Origin of the sequence: Streptococcus hillyeri (assembly GCF_003686955.1) — a bacterium.
GTDB classification, from domain to species: Bacteria; Bacillota; Bacilli; order Lactobacillales; family Streptococcaceae; genus Streptococcus; species Streptococcus hillyeri.
Window position 1 is genome coordinate 205,197 of record NZ_RCVM01000001.1, and the last position, 18,416, is coordinate 223,612.

Sequence of the window (18,416 nt, forward strand, 5' to 3'; positions counted from 1 at the left end):
CAAGTGTTCTAAAACTCAAGAACTAAGGTTACTGTCAGCTCAATGAATGTAAGATTTCGTGACCTAGTTAGTTTCTGATTGTGATAGCATATAAGAACATTTAAAATCACACGTTTTTGGTATGATATATTATGATTAAAATTTTGACAGATTCGTCGGTTACTATTGAGCCAGAGTTAATCAAGGAATTAGATATTACTGTTGTTCCCTTATCTGTCATGGTGGATGGAACACTTTATTCTGATGCTGAACTCAAAGAGGTCAGTAAATTTCGCTCTCTAATGAGAGGTAGCAAAGAACTTCCTAAAACCAGCCAGCCGCCAGTTGGTCTATTTTCTGAGACTTACGAGTCATTGGTTAAAGGCGGGGCAGACCATATTATTGCCATTCACCTCACTCATTCCCTATCGGGGACCTTAGAAGCTTCACGCCAAGGAGCAAACATCGCAGAAGCTCCAGTGACGATCGTGGATTCAACCTTCACTGACCAAGCTATGAAATTCCAAGTTGTTGAAGCAGCTAAGTTAGCCAAGGCAGGGGCGGACCTAGAGACGGTATTAGCTCGTATTGAAGAAGTACGAACGAAGTCTGAGCTCTTTATTGGAGTTTCAACCTTAGAAAATTTGGTTAAAGGTGGTCGTATAGGACGTGTGACAGGGAGGCTGAGTTCATTACTCAATATTAAGGTCATTATGGAACTTAAAAATCATGAGCTCACTCCAATCGTTAAAGGGCGTGGGACAAAGACTTTTACCAAATGGCTAGAAAACTGGAAATCACAGATTGCTTCTCGAAAAATCGCTGAAATTGGGATCTCGTACTCGGGGACGATTGATTTGGCACAATCCCTAAAAGAAGAACTTTTAGAGGTCGTTGATGCCTCAAAAATTTCGGTTCTAGAAACAGGTTCAATCATCCAAACGCATACAGGGGAAGGGGCATTTGCCGTCATGGTGCGCTATGAATAAAAGACGATTGTTGTTGGGAGTTATAGGTTTTCTATTATCTTACCTCTTTTTCTTGGCTCTCTTTAATGTAATCGTCCCAAAATCAGACAGTAAGTTAACCAAAAAAGATTTTCTATCCCAAAAAGTTGAAACCTTTTCTTATGTCGCTATTGGTGACTCACTTACTGAAGGAGTAGGAGATACAACAGGTCAGGGTGGCTTTATTCCTTTACTAGGAAATAATCTAAATGCAACATATGGTTATGAAATTAATAGCCAAAATTACGGCGTTGCTGGAAATACAAGTAACCAGATTTTAAAACGCATGAAAGACGATGAAGACATCAAAGAAAGTTTGGAAAAAGCTGATTTAATGACCTTGACAGTTGGTGGTAACGACGTCATGGCTGTCATTCGAAAGAATTTAGCTGATTTAGATGTAGACACCTTTAAAAAACCAGCTAAGGATTACCAAAAACGTCTGAGAAAGATTATTGAATTAGCTAGAGAGGATAATAAGAATCTCCCAATCTATATTTTAGGTATTTATAATCCCTTTTATCTGAATTTTCCTGAAGTGACAGAAATGCAAACTGTCGTGGAAAATTGGAATAAGGCTACTCAAAAGGTGACAAAAGAATACCAAAATGTTTATTTTGTTCCTATTAATGATCTCCTTTATAAAGGAATTAATGGTGAAGAAGGTATTGTTCAAACATCTGGAAAACAGACAACTGTTATCAACGATGCCCTTTTTGCTGATGATCTTTTTCATCCCAATAATACAGGTTACCAGCTAATGGCAGATGCCGTGACGGAGGAAATTCGTGAAACAAAGAAAAAATGGAAATAAGAGACGCATTAATGGTTGGAAGTGGGCGTTTATTTTGCTTCTATCAGCACAGTTTGCCCTATTTTCGGTGATTGCTAGTCGTTTAATCGAAATTCGTGAGCCAGTAACAGAGTCAGTTTCGACTAAGTCAAAAGATAAGAGTATTAGCATCGGAACAATCACGACTACTAAAGAGCAGCTAAATGCCACACTGGCTTCATATCTATCTGATTTAAAGGCTAAAAATTTGACCTTTGAATTTTATGCTAGCTCAACCACCATGCTTTTTGAGGGAGCTTATACTTTCTTGGGATATGAAGTGCCACTCTATATTTATTTTGAACCTTATGTTTCAGAAAATGGAGCAGTGCAGTTGAAATTGACTTCTTTCTCTGCTGGAACCCTATCATTGCCAGAAGGTGAGGTCCTAAAATACCTCAAGAAAGCCTATAAATTCCCTGAATTGGTAACGGTTGATACTGAAAATTCTCTCATCACAATTGATGTGACAAAAATCAAAAATTCTCAAGACATTTATGTCAAAGCTAAAAAAATTGATTTGAAAAATGACGTCATCACTTTCGAAATTTACAAGAAAAATGGAAAATAAGCACTTCAAAACTTGAAAAGAGCTTACATTTATGCTATAATTTACGATTGTAAGGGTTATCAATCGATAACTCAGAAATTCAAAAAAACAAAGGAGAAACCACATGGCTTCTAAAGAATTCCACATTGTTGCAGAAACAGGTATCCACGCACGTCCAGCGACTTTACTTGTTCAAACAGCTAGCAAATTTGCATCAGATATCACTTTGGATTACAAAGGTAAATCAGTAAACCTTAAATCAATCATGGGTGTTATGTCACTTGGTGTTGGTCAAGGTGCTGACGTAACTATCTCTGCAGAAGGTGCTGATGAAGCAGAAGCACTTGCAGCAATCGAAGAAACAATGACAAAAGAGGGATTGGCTTAAGATTATGACAGAAATGCTTAAAGGAATCGCAGCATCTGACGGTGTTGCCGTTGCTAAAGCATATCTACTGGTTCAACCAGACTTGTCATTCGAGACAATCACAGTTGAAGACACAACTGCGGAAGAAGCTCGTCTAGATGCTGCTCTAGCGGCGTCGCAAGACGAGCTTTCTGTTATCCGTGAGAAAGCAGTAGGTACGCTCGGAGAAGAGGCGGCAGCAGTTTTTGATGCCCACCTCATGGTATTGGCTGACCCAGAAATGATTAGCCAAATTAAAGAAACAATTCGTGCTAAACAAACCAACGCTGAAACTGGTTTGAAAGAAGTGACTGATATGTTCATCACTATCTTTGAAGGCATGGAAGATAACCCATACATGCAAGAGCGTGCAGCTGATATCCGTGATGTAGCAAAACGTGTTCTTGCCCACCTTCTTGGTGTAAAACTTCCAAACCCAGCAACTATCAGTGAAGAGTCTATCGTGATTGCTCACGATTTGACACCATCTGATACTGCTCAATTGGACAAAAAATTTGTAAAAGCCTTTGTCACAAACATTGGTGGACGTACAAGTCACTCAGCTATCATGGCACGTACGCTTGAAATTGCTGCTGTACTTGGTACAAATAACATTACAGAAATTGTTAAAGATGGAGACCTTCTAGCCGTTAATGGTATTACTGGTGAAGTTGTTATCAACCCATCAGAAGAAGTTATTGCAGAATTCAAAGAAGCTGGTGAAGCTTATGCTAAGCAAAAAGCTGAGTGGGCACTTCTTAAAGATGCACAAACAGTGACTGCTGATGGTAAACACTTTGAATTGGCAGCTAACATTGGTACTCCAAAAGATGTTGAGGGTGTTAATGATAACGGTGCTGAGGCAGTAGGTCTTTACCGTACAGAATTCCTTTACATGGATTCACAAGACTTCCCAACAGAAGATGAGCAATATGAAGCTTATAAAGCTGTTCTTGAAGGTATGAATGGTAAACCTGTCGTTGTCCGTACAATGGACATCGGTGGTGATAAAGAACTTCCATACTTTGACATGCCACACGAAATGAACCCATTCCTTGGTTTCCGTGCGCTTCGTATCTCTATCTCTGAGACTGGTGATGCGATGTTCCGTACACAAATTCGCGCCCTTCTCCGTGCTTCAGTTCATGGTCAACTTCGCATCATGTTCCCAATGGTTGCACTTCTTACAGAATTCCGTGCAGCTAAGAAAGTCTTCGATGAAGAAAAAGCGAACTTGTTGGCGGAAGGTGTAGCTGTTGCGGATGATATCCAAGTTGGTATCATGATTGAAATCCCAGCAGCAGCAATGCTCGCTGACCAATTTGCGAAAGAAGTAGACTTCTTCTCAATTGGTACAAACGACCTTATCCAATACACAATGGCTGCAGACCGTATGAACGAACAAGTATCATACCTCTACCAACCATATAACCCATCAATCCTTCGTTTGATTAACAACGTTATCAAAGCAGCACACGCAGAAGGTAAATGGGCTGGTATGTGTGGTGAGATGGCAGGTGACCAACAAGCTGTTCCGCTTCTTGTCGGAATGGGACTTGATGAGTTCTCTATGTCAGCCACATCAGTTCTTCGTACACGTAGCTTGATGAAGAAACTTGACACTGCTAAGATGGAAGAGTACGCAAACCGTGCCCTTACAGAATGTTCAACAGCAGAAGAAGTTCTTGAATTGGCTAAAGAGTATGTTAATTTTGACTAATATTGGTTAATTTAAGTATTTAAACACGACTTCGGTCGTGTTTTTTGTTTATGTGACTTTAAGTCCGTTTCGCTCCGTAGGTGCGAAACAAATAAACCACCCGCTATGCGGGTGCGCATCGTTGGTTATACCAAAAAAACTCCAAACGCGATACAATAAAGGTGTTCAAGCCTGAAGTAAAGCGAAAGGAGCAATATATGGCACAAAAGGCACATAGTTTATCACACACAAAGTGGATGTGTAAATACCACATTGTGTTTACACCTAAGTATAGACGAAAAGTAATCTATAATCAATATCGAAGCAGTCTAGGCGAAATATTTCGACGTTTATGTAGTTATAAAGGAGTCGAAATAATAGAAGGACATTTAATGCCAGATCAAGTTCATATGCTAGTTAGTATTCCCCCAAGAATCAGCGTTTCAAGTTTCATGGGCTACTTAAAAGGTAAAAGTGCTCTGATGATGTTTGACAAACACGCTAATCTCAAATACAAGTTTGGGAATCGCCATTTTTGGGCAGAGGGTTATTATGTGAGCACAGTTGGACTGAATGAAGCGACTATTAAAAAATATATCCAAGAACAAGAAAAACATGATATTGCTCTGGATAAATTGAGCGTAAAAGAATACGAAGATCCCTTTAGGGATGATGGCAAGTAATACCAGCGCCTCTTTAAGAGGCAAGTGACGAGTCAAAAGCGATTAGGCTTGAACAAAGTGAAAGCCAGCGTCTTTAGGCGCTGGCTGGTGATGTGGGCTTATAGCCCCTGTTCAAACCACCCGTTTGACGGGTGGTCATGATTTTTGGTTTATTGACTACTGTAGTGAGCCTCTTGATAAATAATTGTTTTCTATTGTATAAGTATTGACTTATTTGATCTAAAAGAATATACTGTTATTTAATAAACGTTTATTTATTTTTTAGATAATGAGGATTTATTTATGATGAAGATTCTTAAAAATAAGCTATTCATGTGGACTTATTTAGCTGATACTCTCTCGAATTTTGGTGATGTTGTGTATTATTTGGCTTTGATGGATTATGTCTTGCAATTGCCGAATGCCCCTCTTGCGATTTCTTTGGTGACAGTATCAGAGACATTACCCTATCTGACCATGCTTATCATGGCAGTTTGGGCTGACCAGACGAAGGACAAAGTCAATCGTATTTTAGGGACACAGTTTTTCCGTGTTAGTCTTTATGTTGTCATGGGATTGGTGATGGGCTTTTCTCCCGCTTTATGGATTGTTGGGGTGGCTATCCTCATCAATATCTTGTCTGACTTATCTGGTCAATATGAAAATGCTCTGTACACGCCAATCAGTTTACGTGTGATTCCTCGTGAAGATAGGGAAACACTGATTGCCTTTCGTCAGGGATCAAGGTATGCTTTACAACTTGTTTTTCAGTCTCTTGGAGCTCTCCTAGTGACACTTTTAGGTTATCAGCAATTAGCCTTCTTAAATGCTGGTACATTTTTCCTAAGTTTTGTCATCATGTGTGGACTGCGGCCATTTTTACAGAACCTCTTAGAAAAAAATCCGATTCAAATGCCAGAAGAGGCACATGAAGATAATATAGGTCAAATCAGAAAGTTGCTGAATGCTTTAAAGAATGCTGTGCAGACCTTGAAAGAAAGTTCAAGTTTACTGAGATTGTCTCTTATCTGCTTGACAGGCTTGAATGCCATTAGTGCAGCACAAACGCCTCTTATCCTTTTTATCATGAGTCAGAACAAAGACTTTGTGTTGGGAAGTTCAGCAATGACGTTGGCTCTTTTGTCATCAGTTGCTATTATAGGAGTGGTGACAGGGAGCGTGTTGACAAGGACACTTTTTAAAGAGACATCACTACATTTCCTACTGATAGCAAGTGCAGGAGTAACAACATTATGTTTCTTGGGCTTGTTTGGTGAGCAGATTGTTCTGGTGTTAGTCTTTCAATTGATTAGTCGTATCATGAATGGGGTGATGATGCCAAAGCTTCAGACAATGGTATTCAACTCTATTCCAGAACACCAGCTAGCAACTGTTGGGGCAGGGATTGATACGATGGTGACGTTGGGGATGGTGTTCACTCCTATATTACTTTCTGGTATGATATTGGTCCTACCAGCACGTTTCATCTCCGTTCTTTTTGTCTTGCTTTCCACGCTACTTTTGGGGTATACTTTTAAAGAAGCAAAGAAAATATGAGGTATGCTTATGGAGATGGATTATCAACCTTATCGCAGTGAGATTTTTGAGTATTTTTTACTACCAACTTTTCTTCATGAACGTTCCGAGTCGCAATGGGAATTTAGTCAAAAAGAAAAACAGATTCTAGGTGAAACCTTTCAAGTATTAGAAGATTTGTATCAGCTGTTTCTTCCCTTTAAAGAGGAAATGTTAACCTACTATCTTATGGGTGATGGGATAAGTTTGTTAGGTTCTTGTTACCTCTATTTATTAGACAAGGGGTATGACCCGCAAACAGTAGAAGAAGCACATGAGTTGATATTACAGTTGAGTGCTGATGAGGTAGAGCATTGTCTGCGAACTCTTGTACTGGGAGAGAGTGTGGAACAGTATGCGAATCAAACACTGATAAACCTTTTGCTAGATAGTTCTGCTAGCTCAGATTTGAAATGGAATTTTCTCGCTTTTTCACAAGATTTACTTGGCAATTTGAAGAAATTGATTGAACTCTCTCGCCGCTTAATTCCTCTTTACCAGCCTTTTATGGACAAGGGACAATCTCAAAAAGAGCAGTTTTTGAATCAGATGTCACTGGAAACATTCCTAGAAAAAGAGATGGAAGAGCAGAGCGACAAGGTAGAGGTATTTTTGTTAAATGCCTGGTTGATTCGTCTTTATCAACTGACGCTTCCTCACCTGAAAAATTATTCTAGTATTATTACTCTTTCTTGCCAAATAGACCAGATTTTACAAGTGCGTGAGGCCATGGATGATGATCAGTTGAGTACGATTCTAAAAGTTCTGAGTGATTTGAGTCGCTACAAAGTCTTGGTTGAATTAACAAAACCTTTGGCGAAAACAAAAGATATTGCCAAGAAGTTAGGGATTACAGGGCCAGGGGTATCCTTTCATACACAGAAGTTACTCAATGCGAACCTCTTGAAAGCTAACCGTGACGATAAAGCGGTTCGCTATGATGCGAATAAAGACTTATTGCGTGAACTTGTCGAAAAAATACAAGAAGATTTTGACTTGTAAAAAAATAGAAGTAGGAAGTGGAAGAAAAAAGGCATAAGACCAGTGATAAAACTGATTTTATGCCTTTTTGTGTTAAGTGATTATTTTTTTAATCGCATAGTTTGCTAATCATTATGGTCAAAATGATTTTATATTAAATATGCTTACTCCCCTCCCTAATAGATAGTGGCGCTAGTTGATTTTGGTAGTCTTTAATAAATTGTCGAACCCAGTTGGGGTTAGTCTTTGAGTAGTCTCTAAGTGCCCATCCGATAGCTTTATTGATAAAAAATTCATTGCTACCAAGGTTATTGACTATAATTTGCTTGAGGAGAGTGGTGTCTGTCTTATCTTTTTTTCCTAATTGGTGGTCAATGGCAATGCGGCGTAGCCAAAAGTTATCAGCTAGGGAAAAGTCTATCATGAGTTTAGGAATTCTAGCGTCAGCAATATTTCCAAAAATGCGGTCAAAATGATCAATCGTGTCCCACCATTCTTTGCTTGAGGCATAGGCGATGAGTTTTGATACATCTTCATAAGTTAAGACTTTTTGTAAGCCCTTGAGATAATCACAAACAAAGTAATGAAGTTCACGATGGGACTCAGCCCAAGCTAAATCAAGAAGATTCCAGTCAATTTGCTTTGCCTTTTTATCAGTGGCAATGAGCTCATGATAAATTTTACGCCGTTCAGGTGTTGGAATACCATAAAAAGTAAACTGATGACGCATATAGGCTGACATTTTTTGCGCTTTTTCAGGATTAGCTGATTGTTCAAAAGTTTGTTTAAGGTTTAAAAATCGATTTGTCATAGGTTTATTTTACACTAAAAATTTTAGGATACCAATTCTAAGATTTTGAGAAAGGTTTGGTATAATGAGAATATGGTATTATCAAAAAAACGTGCAAGACATGTTCTTGAAGAAATTATCGCTCTTTTCCCCGACGCTAAACCAAGCCTTGATTTTAAAAATCATTTTGAGTTAGTCATTGCTGTACTCTTATCAGCTCAGACGACAGATAAGGCTGTTAATCAAGTAACACCTGCTCTGTTTGAAGCTTTTCCGACGCCAGAGGCAATGGCAGTAGCTTCTGAAAGTGAGCTGGCTAAGTACATTTCACGCTTAGGACTCTATCGCAATAAGGCAAAGTTTATGAAAAAATGTGCTCAGCAACTTGTTGATGATTTTGGTGGTGTGGTCCCACAAACACGTAAAGAATTAGAGAGCTTGGCTGGTGTTGGTCGTAAAACAGCTAATGTTGTGATGTCAGTGGGATTTGGCATTCCTGCCTTTGCTGTTGATACGCATGTAGAACGCATCTGCAAACATCACGATCTTGTCAAAAAATCAGCGACGCCTCGTGAAGTCGAGGACTATGTTTGTTCTGTCTTACCACCAGAAAAATGGTTGGCTGCGCATCAAGCAATGATTTACTTTGGACGTGCCATTTGTCATCCCAAAAATCCAGAGTGTGATCAGTATCCACAACTCTATAACTTTCCAAAATAGTTAAAAGTGAGAGAGCCGAAACTTTCTCACTTTTCATTTTTAGGTGTGTGTAGCGTGTAGCGTTTCTTACTCTTCTCCAAAGAGTCTAGTCGCTTTAACGGCACGTATCCAGCCCTTATAGAGTTTTTGACTGTCGTCTTGGGAGATTTGAGGTTTGAAGACTTGTCCATGCGAGAAAAGGGTTTGTAATTCGTTGGTGTCTTTCCAGAACCCAACCGCTAAGCCTGCTAAGAAAGCTGCGCCTAGAGCTGTTGTTTCTAGGTTTTGCGCACGCTCAATATGAGTTTGTAGGATATCTGCTTGGAATTGTAAGAGGTAATTATTTCTCGCTGCACCGCCATCAACTCGGAGCGTTGGAATGGAGATACCTGTATCAAGTGTCATAGTGTCTACAACGTCTCTTGTTTGATAGGCAAGAGATTGTATGGTAGCTTTGATGAGGTCATCAGAATTGGTCCCTCTGGTTAATCCAAAGATAGCACCTCTAGCCTTGCTGTCCCAATATGGAGCGCCAAGTCCTGTAAAGGCAGGAACAACGTACACCTCATTGAGACTGGTAGAGCGGTAAGCGGCTGTCTCGGATTCTGGAGCGGATGGCAAAATCTTAATTTGGTCGCGCAGCCATTGGAGGGCAGAGCCCGATACAAAGACAGAGCCTTCTAAGGCATAAGTTACTTGTCCATTGATAGCATAGCCGATAGTTGTGAGCAGATTATGTTGAGAAAGAACAGGTTGATTACCAGTATTCATCACAATGAATGAACCTGTGCCGTAGGTGTTTTTGACCATACCTTCTTCAAGAGCTAGTTGGCCAAAGAGTGCAGCTTGTTGGTCGCCTGCCATTCCAGAAATAGGAATGTGGTGGTCTGAGAAAATAAAATGCTCTGCGTAGCCATAGATTTCTGAATTGCTCTTAACCTCTGGTAACAGTTTTTTTGGAATGTTTAAGAGTTCTAAAATGTCCTTGTCCCAAGTGAGGTCGTGAATATTAAAAAGCATGGTACGACTGGCATTGGCATAGTCAGTCACATGAACTTTCCCATTGGTCAATTTCCATAAAAGCCAAGTATCAATGGTACCAAATAATAATTCCCCAGCTTCCGCACGCTCTTGAGCATGGGGGACATGGTCAAGTAGCCAACGAACTTTTGTGGCAGAGAAGTAAGCATCAATGATGAGACCTGTTTTTTGATGAAACATGTCAGAATAACCATCGGCAATGAGCTGATCGGCAAGTTCACTGGTTTGGCGAGACTGCCAGACAATTGCTTTATGAATAGGTTCACCTGTTTTTTTATCCCAGATGACAGTGGTCTCACGTTGATTGGTAATTCCGATACCAGCTATCTCTGATGGAGAGATTTTTGAGGCAATGAGAGCATCAGCTATTGTGGACAGTACAGCATCCCAAATTTCATTGGCATCGTGTTCTACCCAACCAGGTTCTGGGAAATACTGCGGAAATTCGCTCTGACCTTCGCCAATCTTTTGACCATTATGGTCGAAAATAATAGCACGGGTACTTGTTGTCCCCTCATCAATAGCAAGAATATATGATGACATAAAAACTCCTTAATCATTACAATGTCGATAACAATAGTATGAAATCGTTTTCTATATTATAAGATAAAAAGTTAATTTTAGCAAAATAGAAAATTATCGAGGTACTATTTGCTTTGAGTACAACATTTTTGTTTTTTCACTGTCCACTATAAGGGGAGTGTATCAATTGCGTCTCCTTTTACGTTTAGCTATAAGTCACCCACCAATAACTAAAAAAGTCAGAAGTGGTACTGCACTCTGACTAAAGGTTGTTTTTAGGCTTTGATAAATGGCATGTTTTTACTTAAGACTTTGAGGATAGCAATAACCAGTACAAGACTAATCAAGCGATCAAGATAGTCTGTCCCAGCCTGTACTAAAATAACGCTTGTTGTCATATCAAGACCTAGGCCTGCTAAAAATTGAACAACCAACGAAGATCCGCTTGATGTAATTCCTTTAAAAAGGATAACCGTAATAATAGAAGCAGTGACTGTTCCTGGCAATGAGACGAGGAAACTTTTCCAAATCAGGTGATGCATCTTGTCTTGATTTTTGATGAGAAATCCAGCCATTAGAGCAACAATAATAGCTACTGGAGCAAAATAAAGAGAAAAAATATCAGTGGTCATCCAGTTAATTAAGGCACTGATGGTAGCTGTTCCAACACCAAGCCATGGTCCAAAGGCAACAGCCATTAAAAGTGTTCCGATAGTATCTAAGTAGATTGGAAGTTTTAAAAAGAGGGCAATATTAGCACCAACAATATTCAAGGCAATCGCCATTGCCATAAAGGTGAGCAGGTGAGTTTTAGATAATTTAGACATCGTTTTTCCTAACTATTAAATGAATTTTTTGACGAGTTCTTCATCAATTTGTGCATGAAATAGTGTGGTTAGGAAATCTTTCCAGAATGAATAAGTGTTAACAGTTGTTAAAATGTGGGCATTACTTGGTTTACCATAAAAGTTATGGCTATCAATGACAGTTTGTCCTAATGCAATCCCTTCTGTTGAGATATCGGTATATGCCGAAAATCCAGCACAGATATCAGGATTGATAAAATAGGCAACAGCTAGTGGATCATTGATCACACAGCCAATAATCGTCTCGTATTCCCAATGAAAATCAAAGTAAAAACGTGTGATTTGTTGGATAAAGTCAGCTGTTTCTTGATTGAGGTGTCGAGTGTACTCTAAAAGATTTGGTGTTAGAACGATTTCTCGTGTGACATCTAGACCAACCATTTCAATGGATTTACCAAGTTTTTCAAATACCTCTTGAGCAGCATGTGGGTCACACCAATAATTGTACTCAGCAACAGGTGAGCAGTTACCGTTTGACTTAAAGTTACCGCCCATGCTGACAAATCGCTGACAATGTTTACCGAGACTTGGATTGTTTTGTAGCGCCTTTGCAATATTAGTCAAGGGTCCAAGAGCTATGATACTAACATCGGTTGGTTTTTGGAAAAAGTCGGCTAAGAAATCAACAGCTGAAGTAGGTTGAGCTGCGGTATCTGTTTGGCGAGTAAAATGTGTCTCACCAAGACCATCTATACCGTGCGTATCTTGTGCAGACACAAAGTCTCGTTTTAGAGGATTCTCCAAACCAGCATAGACAGGAATATCAAGGCGATTGAGTTTTTCCAAGATTAGCAGGGCATTATGAACACCAAGTGAAGTTGGAACGTTGCCAGGTGTGATGGTAATGGCAATGACATCAAGTGAAGGATGCTGAATCGCATACATGAGTGCCAAGGCATCATCAATACCAGGATCACAGTCGATGATAATTTTTTGCTTTTTCATAAGTTTATCTCCTTTCTGTCAAAATAAAAAGAACAAAAGGCCAACAAGATATCTTGTTTGGTTCTTTTGCTCCAGAAAAAGTAATCAATGATTAAAAAGAACAGCGGTCTGTTCTTAACAATTTAGGTCACTTAGTTTTTTATTCTGGGAAGTTTTCGAACCAGTCCAAGGAAAAATCCTTGTTTTTATGCACCTAAATAGTTTACTATTTTAAAGGTTGGATGTAAAGAGCTTCTTTGTTGTGAGATGAAAATCGTAGAAACCATTAAGATGCTTCAATTTGAAGAAAGCCTTTGAATTACAGTTCAATCTCCATCACAATAGGGGTATGGTCTTGACGTGCACCTGAATCAATCATATCTGATTTTGTCACCTTGTCTGCGATACGATTTGAAGTGAGCCAGTAATCAATTCTCCAGCCTGTGTTGTTGATTTTTGAGGTTTTGCTGCGTTGTGCCCACCAAGTATAGGCGCTTGGGACATCTCCGTTAAGATGACGGAAGGTGTCTGTAAAGCCTTTTGCCAATAGATTGGTAAATCCGTGGCGTTCTTCATCAGTAAAGCCAGGTGACTGACGATTGCTTGCTGGGTTTGCCAAGTCAATTTCCTTATGAGCGACATTGTAGTCACCAGTGGCTAAGACAGGTTTTTGTTTGTCTAATTCTGCCAAGTATTCTGCGTATTTTTCGTCCCAGATTTGACGGTCTTCTAAGCGTTTTAAGCCGTCGCCAGCATTTGGGGTGTAGACTTGCGTGACAAAAAAGTTGTCAAATTCTAGTGTAATGATGCGGCCTTCGCAATCCATTGTGGTAGGGGCACCAATTTCTGGGAAAGTGATTGTAGGCTCAAGAGTTTTTTTATAAAGAAACATGGTACCAGCGTAGCCTTTGCGCGCAGGCTCAACGGATGAACGCCAAGCGTTATCATAATCAGGAAAATATTGGGCCAAGATTTCTAAGTGTTTCTTAGTCGGTCCAGCAGCAGAGAGTTTCGTCTCTTGAATGGCAATAATGTCAGCATTTTCAGAGACAAGGGTATTAAGTACCGCGCGTGATAACTCGCTACGTGGTGAAGTGCCAGTCAAGGCTGCGTTGAGGGAATCAATATTCCAAGAAATCAGTTTCATTTAAAGGTTCTCTTTCTAGTTTTCTTTTTTACATTTTATCAAAAATGAGCCATATGTGCGACTTTAGGGATTTGAGATTTTGGGGAGGGGTGTTGTATCGTCAAAATCAAGGTAAACGCTTTACTTGTACTAGAGATATGATATAATGAAATCAAAGTTATAGGAGGTGTTACCATGAAAAGGGTATTTCAATCGACGGTTTGGATTTTATGGGGCGTGATTTTACTGGGAAGTTACTGGATTTATCTTCCGCCCATTAATCCGATGAGTTCAGAGTTTTGGTACTTTATGATTTGGGCGTTAGTGTTGTTGGCGGGAGCGTTTTTCTTGCTGAGTATTGTTGATACGGTTTCAGCTGGGAAAAAGGTGATGCAGGCTAATCGCGTTGGTCGTCATGGTGTGGCGCGTGATGTTACTATTGATTTTAAACGTTATCTAAAGCCTTTGGGATTTTCGTTAACATTAGCGACGGTCATTTTTCTTTTGATGACAGTCCTAAGTTTCTTTAACTCACGTATTTTTAGGGCAAAAAGCTACGCTAATATCATTACGGTGACTGAAAAAGATTTTATCGAAGATTTTCCAGAAACGGATATTACCAAATTAGCCTTGCTTGACCGCCCATCTGCTGAAAAAATTGGGGATACTTACCTAGGGACCATTGATAAAGTGTCTCAATTCGGTATCTCAGATGATTACCGTCAAATCACAATCGGTGAGCAACCCTATCGTGTGTCTCCGCTTGAATATAAAAGCTTTTGGAAATGGCTGAGCAATCACAATGAAGGTATCGGTTATTATGTCAAAGTTAATCAAACAATAGGTAAGGCGGAATTGGCAAAACTTGATCATGGAATGAAGTATTCTGACTCTGAATATTTCCTTAATGACACGATGCGCCACTTGCGCTTGCGCTATCCATTTACGATTTTTGGAGATCCATCTTTTGAAGTTGATGATGAAGGAAATCCTTATTATGTAGCCACTATTTATGAGCCTAAATTCATGCTTAGTGCTAACGATCCAAAAGGTGTTGTGCTACTAAATGCCGTGACAGGTGAAACCAAGGAATATGGACTGGCAGATATTCCTAAATGGGTTGACCGTGTCTTTTCAGCTAATAATGTGATTACCCGTGTAGATGATTACTATACTTATCAAAAAGGTTTTTGGAATACAGTCTTTAGTCAGACAGGTGTTAAAGAAACGACGGATATTTATAACTACATCAGTATCGGTAGTGACATCTATCTTTACACAGGGATTACTTCAGCGACAGCCGATTCTTCAAATCTAGGCTTCATCTTAGTTAACATGCGCACACGAGAAGTGGTTAACTACAAACTTGCTTCAGCAACTGAATCAGCGGCTCAAGAGTCAGCAGAAGGTGAAGTTCAAGAAAAAAATTACAGTGCAACAGCTCCTTCTTTAGTTAAGCTAAATGGCAAAGCTTTTTATCTAGTATCACTAAAAGATGATGCTGGACTTGTGAAATCCTATGCCCTTGTGGATGCCGAAGATTATCAACAAGTAACCGTTAATAATGATATTGCTAGCCTTATCGCTCAATTTACTGATGCCGATACAGGAGCTCTATCAGGTGTTGGAACAGACGGTAGCACCACTAAGAAAAATAGCATTTCAGGAACGGTAGAAGCCTTGGCGGTTCAAACCATTAACGGAACCACCATTTACTACTTACAATTTGGCGAAACCATTTATAAGGTTAAAGCGAGCACAAGCACCCCAGATGATTTGCCGTTTATTAAGGTGGGAGACCAGTTTGCAGGAGATTTAGCTAAAGATAATTACCTGACAAATTTCACGCTAACACCAGCAGAATAATCTCATAAACCTGAGTGTTTCAAATAGACACTCGGGTTTATTTTATGCTTATAGAAATGAAAGTTCTACCTTTTTTTGAAAAATTATACAATATATGGTGTTTTGTGATATAATAATGCGAAAGTATTATCTTATATGAGAGTATTTATTCAAGAATCTCATAAAGAGCAAGTTATTTCAGCCATCCAGAGACTAGTTGCTTTTCCGTCCGTATGCAATGAAGGTGAGAATGGAACGCCGTTTGGTCAGTCGATATCTGATGTACTGACAGATACTTTAACCCTTTGTAGCGAATTAGGGTTTAAAACTTATCGAGACCCAGACGGTTATTACGGCTACGCTGAGGTTGGAGAAGGTAGCGACTTACTAGCTATTCTTTGCCACTTAGATGTGGTTCCTGCTGGTGATTTATCGAAATGGGACAGTCATCCTTTTGAAGCTGTTATCAGAGATGGTAATCTCTATGGTCGCGGTGTTCAAGATGATAAAGGCCCGTCAATGGCGGCACTCTTTGCGGTCAAAGCTCTGATGGACTGTGGTGAAAAATTGACGAAACGGATTCGTTTTATCTTTGGGACAGATGAGGAGACCCTATGGCGTTGCCTCCGTTATTATACCGAAAAGGAAGAGGTTGCAACGATGGGATTTGCACCAGATTCAACCTTTCCTGTGACTTATGCTGAGAAGGGGCTTTTACAAGCCAGGCTCCTTGGTCCAGGTAGTGAGCTCCTTGCTCTCGAAGCTGGTGATGCCTACAATGTTGTCCCAGCCAAAGCTACTTATCAAGGTCCTTTGTCAAAAGCCCTAGCCCAGCAATTACGTTCTCTAGATTTTGCCTTTGAAGAAAAAGCTGACGCTATCACAGTATTAGGATTAGCTAAGCACACTAAGGATGCACCATCTGGTATCAATGCCATTGTCAGATTGGCCAAAGGCTTGCATGTATTAGTTGAGCATCCCGCTTTAGCCTTTATCTTTAAAGGAGTTGGGGAAGACGCAACTGGTGAAAAGTTGTTAGGAAAAATTTGGGATCAAGAATCAGGCAACCTGTCTTTCAACATTGCAGGAGTGACCATCACCGAAGACAGCTCTGAAATCCGCTTAGACTTAAGAATTCCAGTTCTGGCAGATGTGAAAAAAGTGATGTCAGATTTAAACGATGCTGCTCAACAGTACGGCTTAACCTATGTTGAACACGATTATTTGCCACCGCTTTATGTTCCCAAGGATAGCGACTTAGTTACGACTCTTATGTCCGTTTACCAAGATAAAACTGGTGACATGACGCCTGCCAAATCATCAGGAGGAGCAACGTTTGCCAGAACCATGCCAAATTGTGTTGCCTATGGCGCGTGTTTCCCAGACTCTGACAAGACCGAACACCAAGAAAATGAGTACCTAGCTTTATCAGATATCTACAAGGCCATGGACATCTACGCAGAAGCAGTGTATCGTTTAGCTTGTGAGAAGTAAGCCAAGATATGACTTCACTATAAGGAGGTAGAGATGTCTTTTGTTAAGAAAATTATTGATGATTACTTAGAGGGTAACCGAGGCACTCTATCTTATTTTGATAAAGAGGGAAATGTTCATGCTATTAGGACATATGCTGACAAGAGTCATTATCCGTCCTATGAAGATTATTATCTGGCTATGGGTGTTCGGATTAATAAAGAAGTGCAGAATAAGTATACTAGAAAACTAAGATTTTGGGCCTTTTGGGAAGCCATACAAATGCCTGCCATTTTATTTTCTCTTCTAATCGGTGTCGTTTCCATCATTCTAGCTTTTATCACTAGGGGAGAAGGATGGCCTGAGGGAATTGTTTCCTCTGCCACTCTTTTTGGTATGGGACCTATGTTTGGTTACATGTCTTATAATTGGTTTTTCAAATCATGGGTGATAACAAGTTTTGAAAATGCCTATAATAAAGAACTCGCTAAGAAAAAATCAACAATAGCCCTTCAGAAAGTTAAACGTGAAAAGAACTGGGTGCATATTGTTACGGTTGTTGCCTTGCTAGCTTTGGGCTATTTTGATAGTTGGATTTCCGTGGCTAAAATTTTGATAATTGCCTTTTCTTCGATGGCATTTGGTATGATTGAAGGGCTGCTATTTATTGGTCTAGGACAACTCTTTTCACCACTGTTTTCAAAAAAAGCGGAGCTTAAACTAAAACAAGAGCAACAATTGGAACTCTCTCCTGAGCTTATGAAGCAGGTCAAAAAATGGTTTAGGGTTATTCATCAAGATTTTCACACAGAAAAATATGCGATCGCTTTTGACCGTTTTGGCGCTTCTCAGAAGACCCGTGAAGAATTTCATCAAGAGATTCAGAATTTCTTGAGTGAGCAAAAACTGACGGCATTCCATCTCGTTTCTTTTGAGGAAACAGAACTTTCTGTTTTAGAGATTACAGATCATCAGTTTGAAGTTGATTTGTTTCTTTACGATACGGTTGCTCAAGAATTTCCAGAATTTTATCTCATTTGCAAAGTGAACTACCAAGGAAATCAGCTAAAGAGTATTGAATTGGTAGAAGTTGGTTATTAAATCAACAGAAGTGTATGATTATTGAAAATAGAGATAATATTTTGTAACATCAGTGCAAGTTTATTCGCTATAAGTTATTGACAGTGAATGGAAAAAATGATAGTATAAATCATGTAGTTGGAGGATTACCCAAGTCCGGCTGAAGGGAACGGTCTTGAAAACCGTCAGGCGTGTAAAAGCGTGCGTGGGTTCGAATCCCACATCCTCCTTACTTTATGAGATATCAAAAGAGAATGAGATTACTTGTTCTCTTTTTTTGTTGTCCATTTCTGGATTAGAAATTTTATGGTATAATAAACTGTTACATCAAAAAGGTTTCATTAGCCTTGAAAGGATTT

Annotated in this window: 17 protein-coding genes, 1 tRNA gene and 1 riboswitch; of the genes, 13 read left to right on the forward strand and 5 right to left on the reverse strand. The window is 39.5% G+C overall.

Annotated elements, in window-relative coordinates; translation table 11 throughout:
• Positions 1–131 precede the first annotated feature (131 nt).
• The 8 genes from EAF07_RS00920 (at position 132) to EAF07_RS00960 (ending at position 7,712) form a co-directional block, all read left to right on the forward strand.
• Positions 132–968 (forward strand): DegV family protein, encoded by an 837-nt coding sequence (locus tag EAF07_RS00920; RefSeq protein WP_121834418.1) that lies wholly within the window; start codon positions 132–134, stop codon positions 966–968.
• The gene (locus EAF07_RS00925; RefSeq protein WP_121834419.1) at positions 961–1,800 is read left to right on the forward strand and encodes an SGNH/GDSL hydrolase family protein; all 840 of its coding nucleotides are present in this window, start codon (positions 961–963) and stop codon (positions 1,798–1,800) included. The genes EAF07_RS00920 and EAF07_RS00925 overlap by 8 nt, the downstream gene beginning before the upstream one ends.
• Positions 1,775–2,389 (forward strand): YpmS family protein, encoded by a 615-nt coding sequence (locus EAF07_RS00930; RefSeq protein ID WP_121834420.1) that lies wholly within the window; start codon positions 1,775–1,777, stop codon positions 2,387–2,389. Before EAF07_RS00925 ends, EAF07_RS00930 begins: the two co-directional genes overlap by 26 nt.
• 103 nt (positions 2,390–2,492) lie before the next feature.
• Positions 2,493–2,756 (forward strand): phosphocarrier protein HPr, encoded by a 264-nt coding sequence (locus EAF07_RS00935; protein ID WP_027973255.1) that lies wholly within the window; start codon positions 2,493–2,495, stop codon positions 2,754–2,756.
• Between the two features lie 4 nt (positions 2,757–2,760).
• A complete protein-coding gene (ptsP, locus tag EAF07_RS00940) occupies positions 2,761–4,494 on the forward strand; it encodes a phosphoenolpyruvate--protein phosphotransferase (RefSeq protein WP_121834421.1) in 1,734 nt (577 codons plus the stop codon).
• A 197-nt stretch (positions 4,495–4,691) separates the two neighbouring features.
• A complete protein-coding gene (gene tnpA, locus EAF07_RS00945; RefSeq protein ID WP_121834422.1) occupies positions 4,692–5,156 on the forward strand; it encodes an IS200/IS605 family transposase in 465 nt (154 codons plus the stop codon).
• Between the two features lie 282 nt (positions 5,157–5,438).
• Positions 5,439–6,692 (forward strand): MFS transporter, encoded by a 1,254-nt coding sequence (locus EAF07_RS00955; RefSeq protein WP_121834423.1) that lies wholly within the window; start codon positions 5,439–5,441, stop codon positions 6,690–6,692.
• Positions 6,693–6,701: 9 nt separating this feature from the next.
• Positions 6,702–7,712 (forward strand): ArsR/SmtB family transcription factor, encoded by a 1,011-nt coding sequence (locus EAF07_RS00960; protein ID WP_142925581.1) that lies wholly within the window; start codon positions 6,702–6,704, stop codon positions 7,710–7,712.
• A 133-nt stretch (positions 7,713–7,845) separates the two neighbouring features.
• On the opposite strand, the gene EAF07_RS00965 is transcribed toward EAF07_RS00960, so the two are convergent.
• Entirely contained in the window at positions 7,846–8,502 is a 657-nt protein-coding gene (locus EAF07_RS00965) for a DNA alkylation repair protein (protein ID WP_121834425.1), read from the reverse strand.
• A gap of 72 nt (positions 8,503–8,574) precedes the next feature.
• On the opposite strand from EAF07_RS00965, the gene nth reads away from it, so the two are divergent.
• Complete coding sequence (gene nth / locus EAF07_RS00970) at positions 8,575–9,201, forward strand: endonuclease III (RefSeq protein ID WP_121834426.1); 627 nt, start codon at positions 8,575–8,577, stop codon at positions 9,199–9,201.
• A 66-nt stretch (positions 9,202–9,267) separates the two neighbouring features.
• Here the strand turns inward: nth and glpK are convergent, their stop codons facing one another.
• The 4 genes from glpK to EAF07_RS00990 all read right to left on the reverse strand — a co-directional run bounded on the left by glpK (position 9,268) and on the right by EAF07_RS00990 (position 13,680).
• The gene (glpK, locus tag EAF07_RS00975; protein ID WP_121834427.1) at positions 9,268–10,764 is read right to left on the reverse strand and encodes a glycerol kinase GlpK; all 1,497 of its coding nucleotides are present in this window, start codon (positions 10,762–10,764) and stop codon (positions 9,268–9,270) included.
• 254 nt (positions 10,765–11,018) lie between these two features.
• The gene (locus EAF07_RS00980; RefSeq protein WP_121834428.1) at positions 11,019–11,570 is read right to left on the reverse strand and encodes an ECF transporter S component; all 552 of its coding nucleotides are present in this window, start codon (positions 11,568–11,570) and stop codon (positions 11,019–11,021) included.
• 15 nt (positions 11,571–11,585) lie between these two features.
• On the reverse strand, positions 11,586–12,554 hold the full coding sequence (locus EAF07_RS00985; protein ID WP_121834429.1) for a nucleoside hydrolase: 969 nt from the start codon (positions 12,552–12,554) through the stop codon (positions 11,586–11,588).
• Positions 12,555–12,679: 125 nt separating this feature from the next.
• A riboswitch (PreQ1 riboswitch) is annotated at positions 12,680–12,724 on the reverse strand.
• Positions 12,725–12,852: 128 nt separating this feature from the next.
• A complete protein-coding gene (locus EAF07_RS00990; RefSeq protein WP_121834430.1) occupies positions 12,853–13,680 on the reverse strand; it encodes an exodeoxyribonuclease III in 828 nt (275 codons plus the stop codon).
• A gap of 174 nt (positions 13,681–13,854) precedes the next feature.
• On the opposite strand from EAF07_RS00990, the gene EAF07_RS00995 reads away from it, so the two are divergent.
• From EAF07_RS00995 to EAF07_RS01010, 4 genes are all read left to right on the forward strand, one after another.
• Positions 13,855–15,525 (forward strand): hypothetical protein, encoded by a 1,671-nt coding sequence (locus EAF07_RS00995; protein WP_121834431.1) that lies wholly within the window; start codon positions 13,855–13,857, stop codon positions 15,523–15,525.
• Positions 15,526–15,660: 135 nt separating this feature from the next.
• Positions 15,661–16,998, forward strand: a complete 1,338-nt coding sequence (locus EAF07_RS01000) for a M20 family metallopeptidase (protein ID WP_121834432.1) — start codon at positions 15,661–15,663, stop codon at positions 16,996–16,998.
• A 33-nt stretch (positions 16,999–17,031) separates the two neighbouring features.
• Positions 17,032–18,078 carry a hypothetical protein gene (locus EAF07_RS01005; RefSeq protein WP_121834433.1) on the forward strand — a complete coding sequence of 349 codons (1,047 nt, stop codon included), beginning with the start codon at positions 17,032–17,034 and terminating at the stop codon, positions 18,076–18,078.
• Positions 18,079–18,197: 119 nt separating this feature from the next.
• Positions 18,198–18,287: transfer RNA gene (locus EAF07_RS01010), tRNA-Ser, on the forward strand.
• The last annotated feature ends 129 nt before the right edge of the window (positions 18,288–18,416 follow it).

What these genes read in the sequence shown, in the direction of transcription:
- EAF07_RS00920 (WP_121834418.1), top strand. Translation starts at nt 132, where the DNA reads ATGATTAAAATTTTGACAGATTCGTCGGTTACTATTGAGCCAGAGTTA.
- EAF07_RS00925 (WP_121834419.1), top strand. Translation starts at nt 961, where the DNA reads ATGAATAAAAGACGATTGTTGTTGGGAGTTATAGGTTTTCTATTATCT.
- EAF07_RS00935 (WP_027973255.1), top strand. Translation starts at nt 2,493, where the DNA reads ATGGCTTCTAAAGAATTCCACATTGTTGCAGAAACAGGTATCCACGCA.
- ptsP (WP_121834421.1), top strand. Translation starts at nt 2,761, where the DNA reads ATGACAGAAATGCTTAAAGGAATCGCAGCATCTGACGGTGTTGCCGTT.
- tnpA (WP_121834422.1), top strand. Translation starts at nt 4,692, where the DNA reads ATGGCACAAAAGGCACATAGTTTATCACACACAAAGTGGATGTGTAAA.
- EAF07_RS00955 (WP_121834423.1), top strand. Translation starts at nt 5,439, where the DNA reads ATGATGAAGATTCTTAAAAATAAGCTATTCATGTGGACTTATTTAGCT.
- EAF07_RS00960 (WP_142925581.1), top strand. Translation starts at nt 6,702, where the DNA reads ATGGAGATGGATTATCAACCTTATCGCAGTGAGATTTTTGAGTATTTT.
- EAF07_RS00965 (WP_121834425.1), bottom strand. Translation starts at nt 8,502, where the DNA reads ATGACAAATCGATTTTTAAACCTTAAACAAACTTTTGAACAATCAGCT.
- nth (WP_121834426.1), top strand. Translation starts at nt 8,575, where the DNA reads ATGGTATTATCAAAAAAACGTGCAAGACATGTTCTTGAAGAAATTATC.
- glpK (WP_121834427.1), bottom strand. Translation starts at nt 10,764, where the DNA reads ATGTCATCATATATTCTTGCTATTGATGAGGGGACAACAAGTACCCGT.
- EAF07_RS00980 (WP_121834428.1), bottom strand. Translation starts at nt 11,570, where the DNA reads ATGTCTAAATTATCTAAAACTCACCTGCTCACCTTTATGGCAATGGCG.
- EAF07_RS00985 (WP_121834429.1), bottom strand. Translation starts at nt 12,554, where the DNA reads ATGAAAAAGCAAAAAATTATCATCGACTGTGATCCTGGTATTGATGAT.
- EAF07_RS00990 (WP_121834430.1), bottom strand. Translation starts at nt 13,680, where the DNA reads ATGAAACTGATTTCTTGGAATATTGATTCCCTCAACGCAGCCTTGACT.
- EAF07_RS00995 (WP_121834431.1), top strand. Translation starts at nt 13,855, where the DNA reads ATGAAAAGGGTATTTCAATCGACGGTTTGGATTTTATGGGGCGTGATT.
- EAF07_RS01000 (WP_121834432.1), top strand. Translation starts at nt 15,661, where the DNA reads ATGAGAGTATTTATTCAAGAATCTCATAAAGAGCAAGTTATTTCAGCC.
- EAF07_RS01005 (WP_121834433.1), top strand. Translation starts at nt 17,032, where the DNA reads ATGTCTTTTGTTAAGAAAATTATTGATGATTACTTAGAGGGTAACCGA.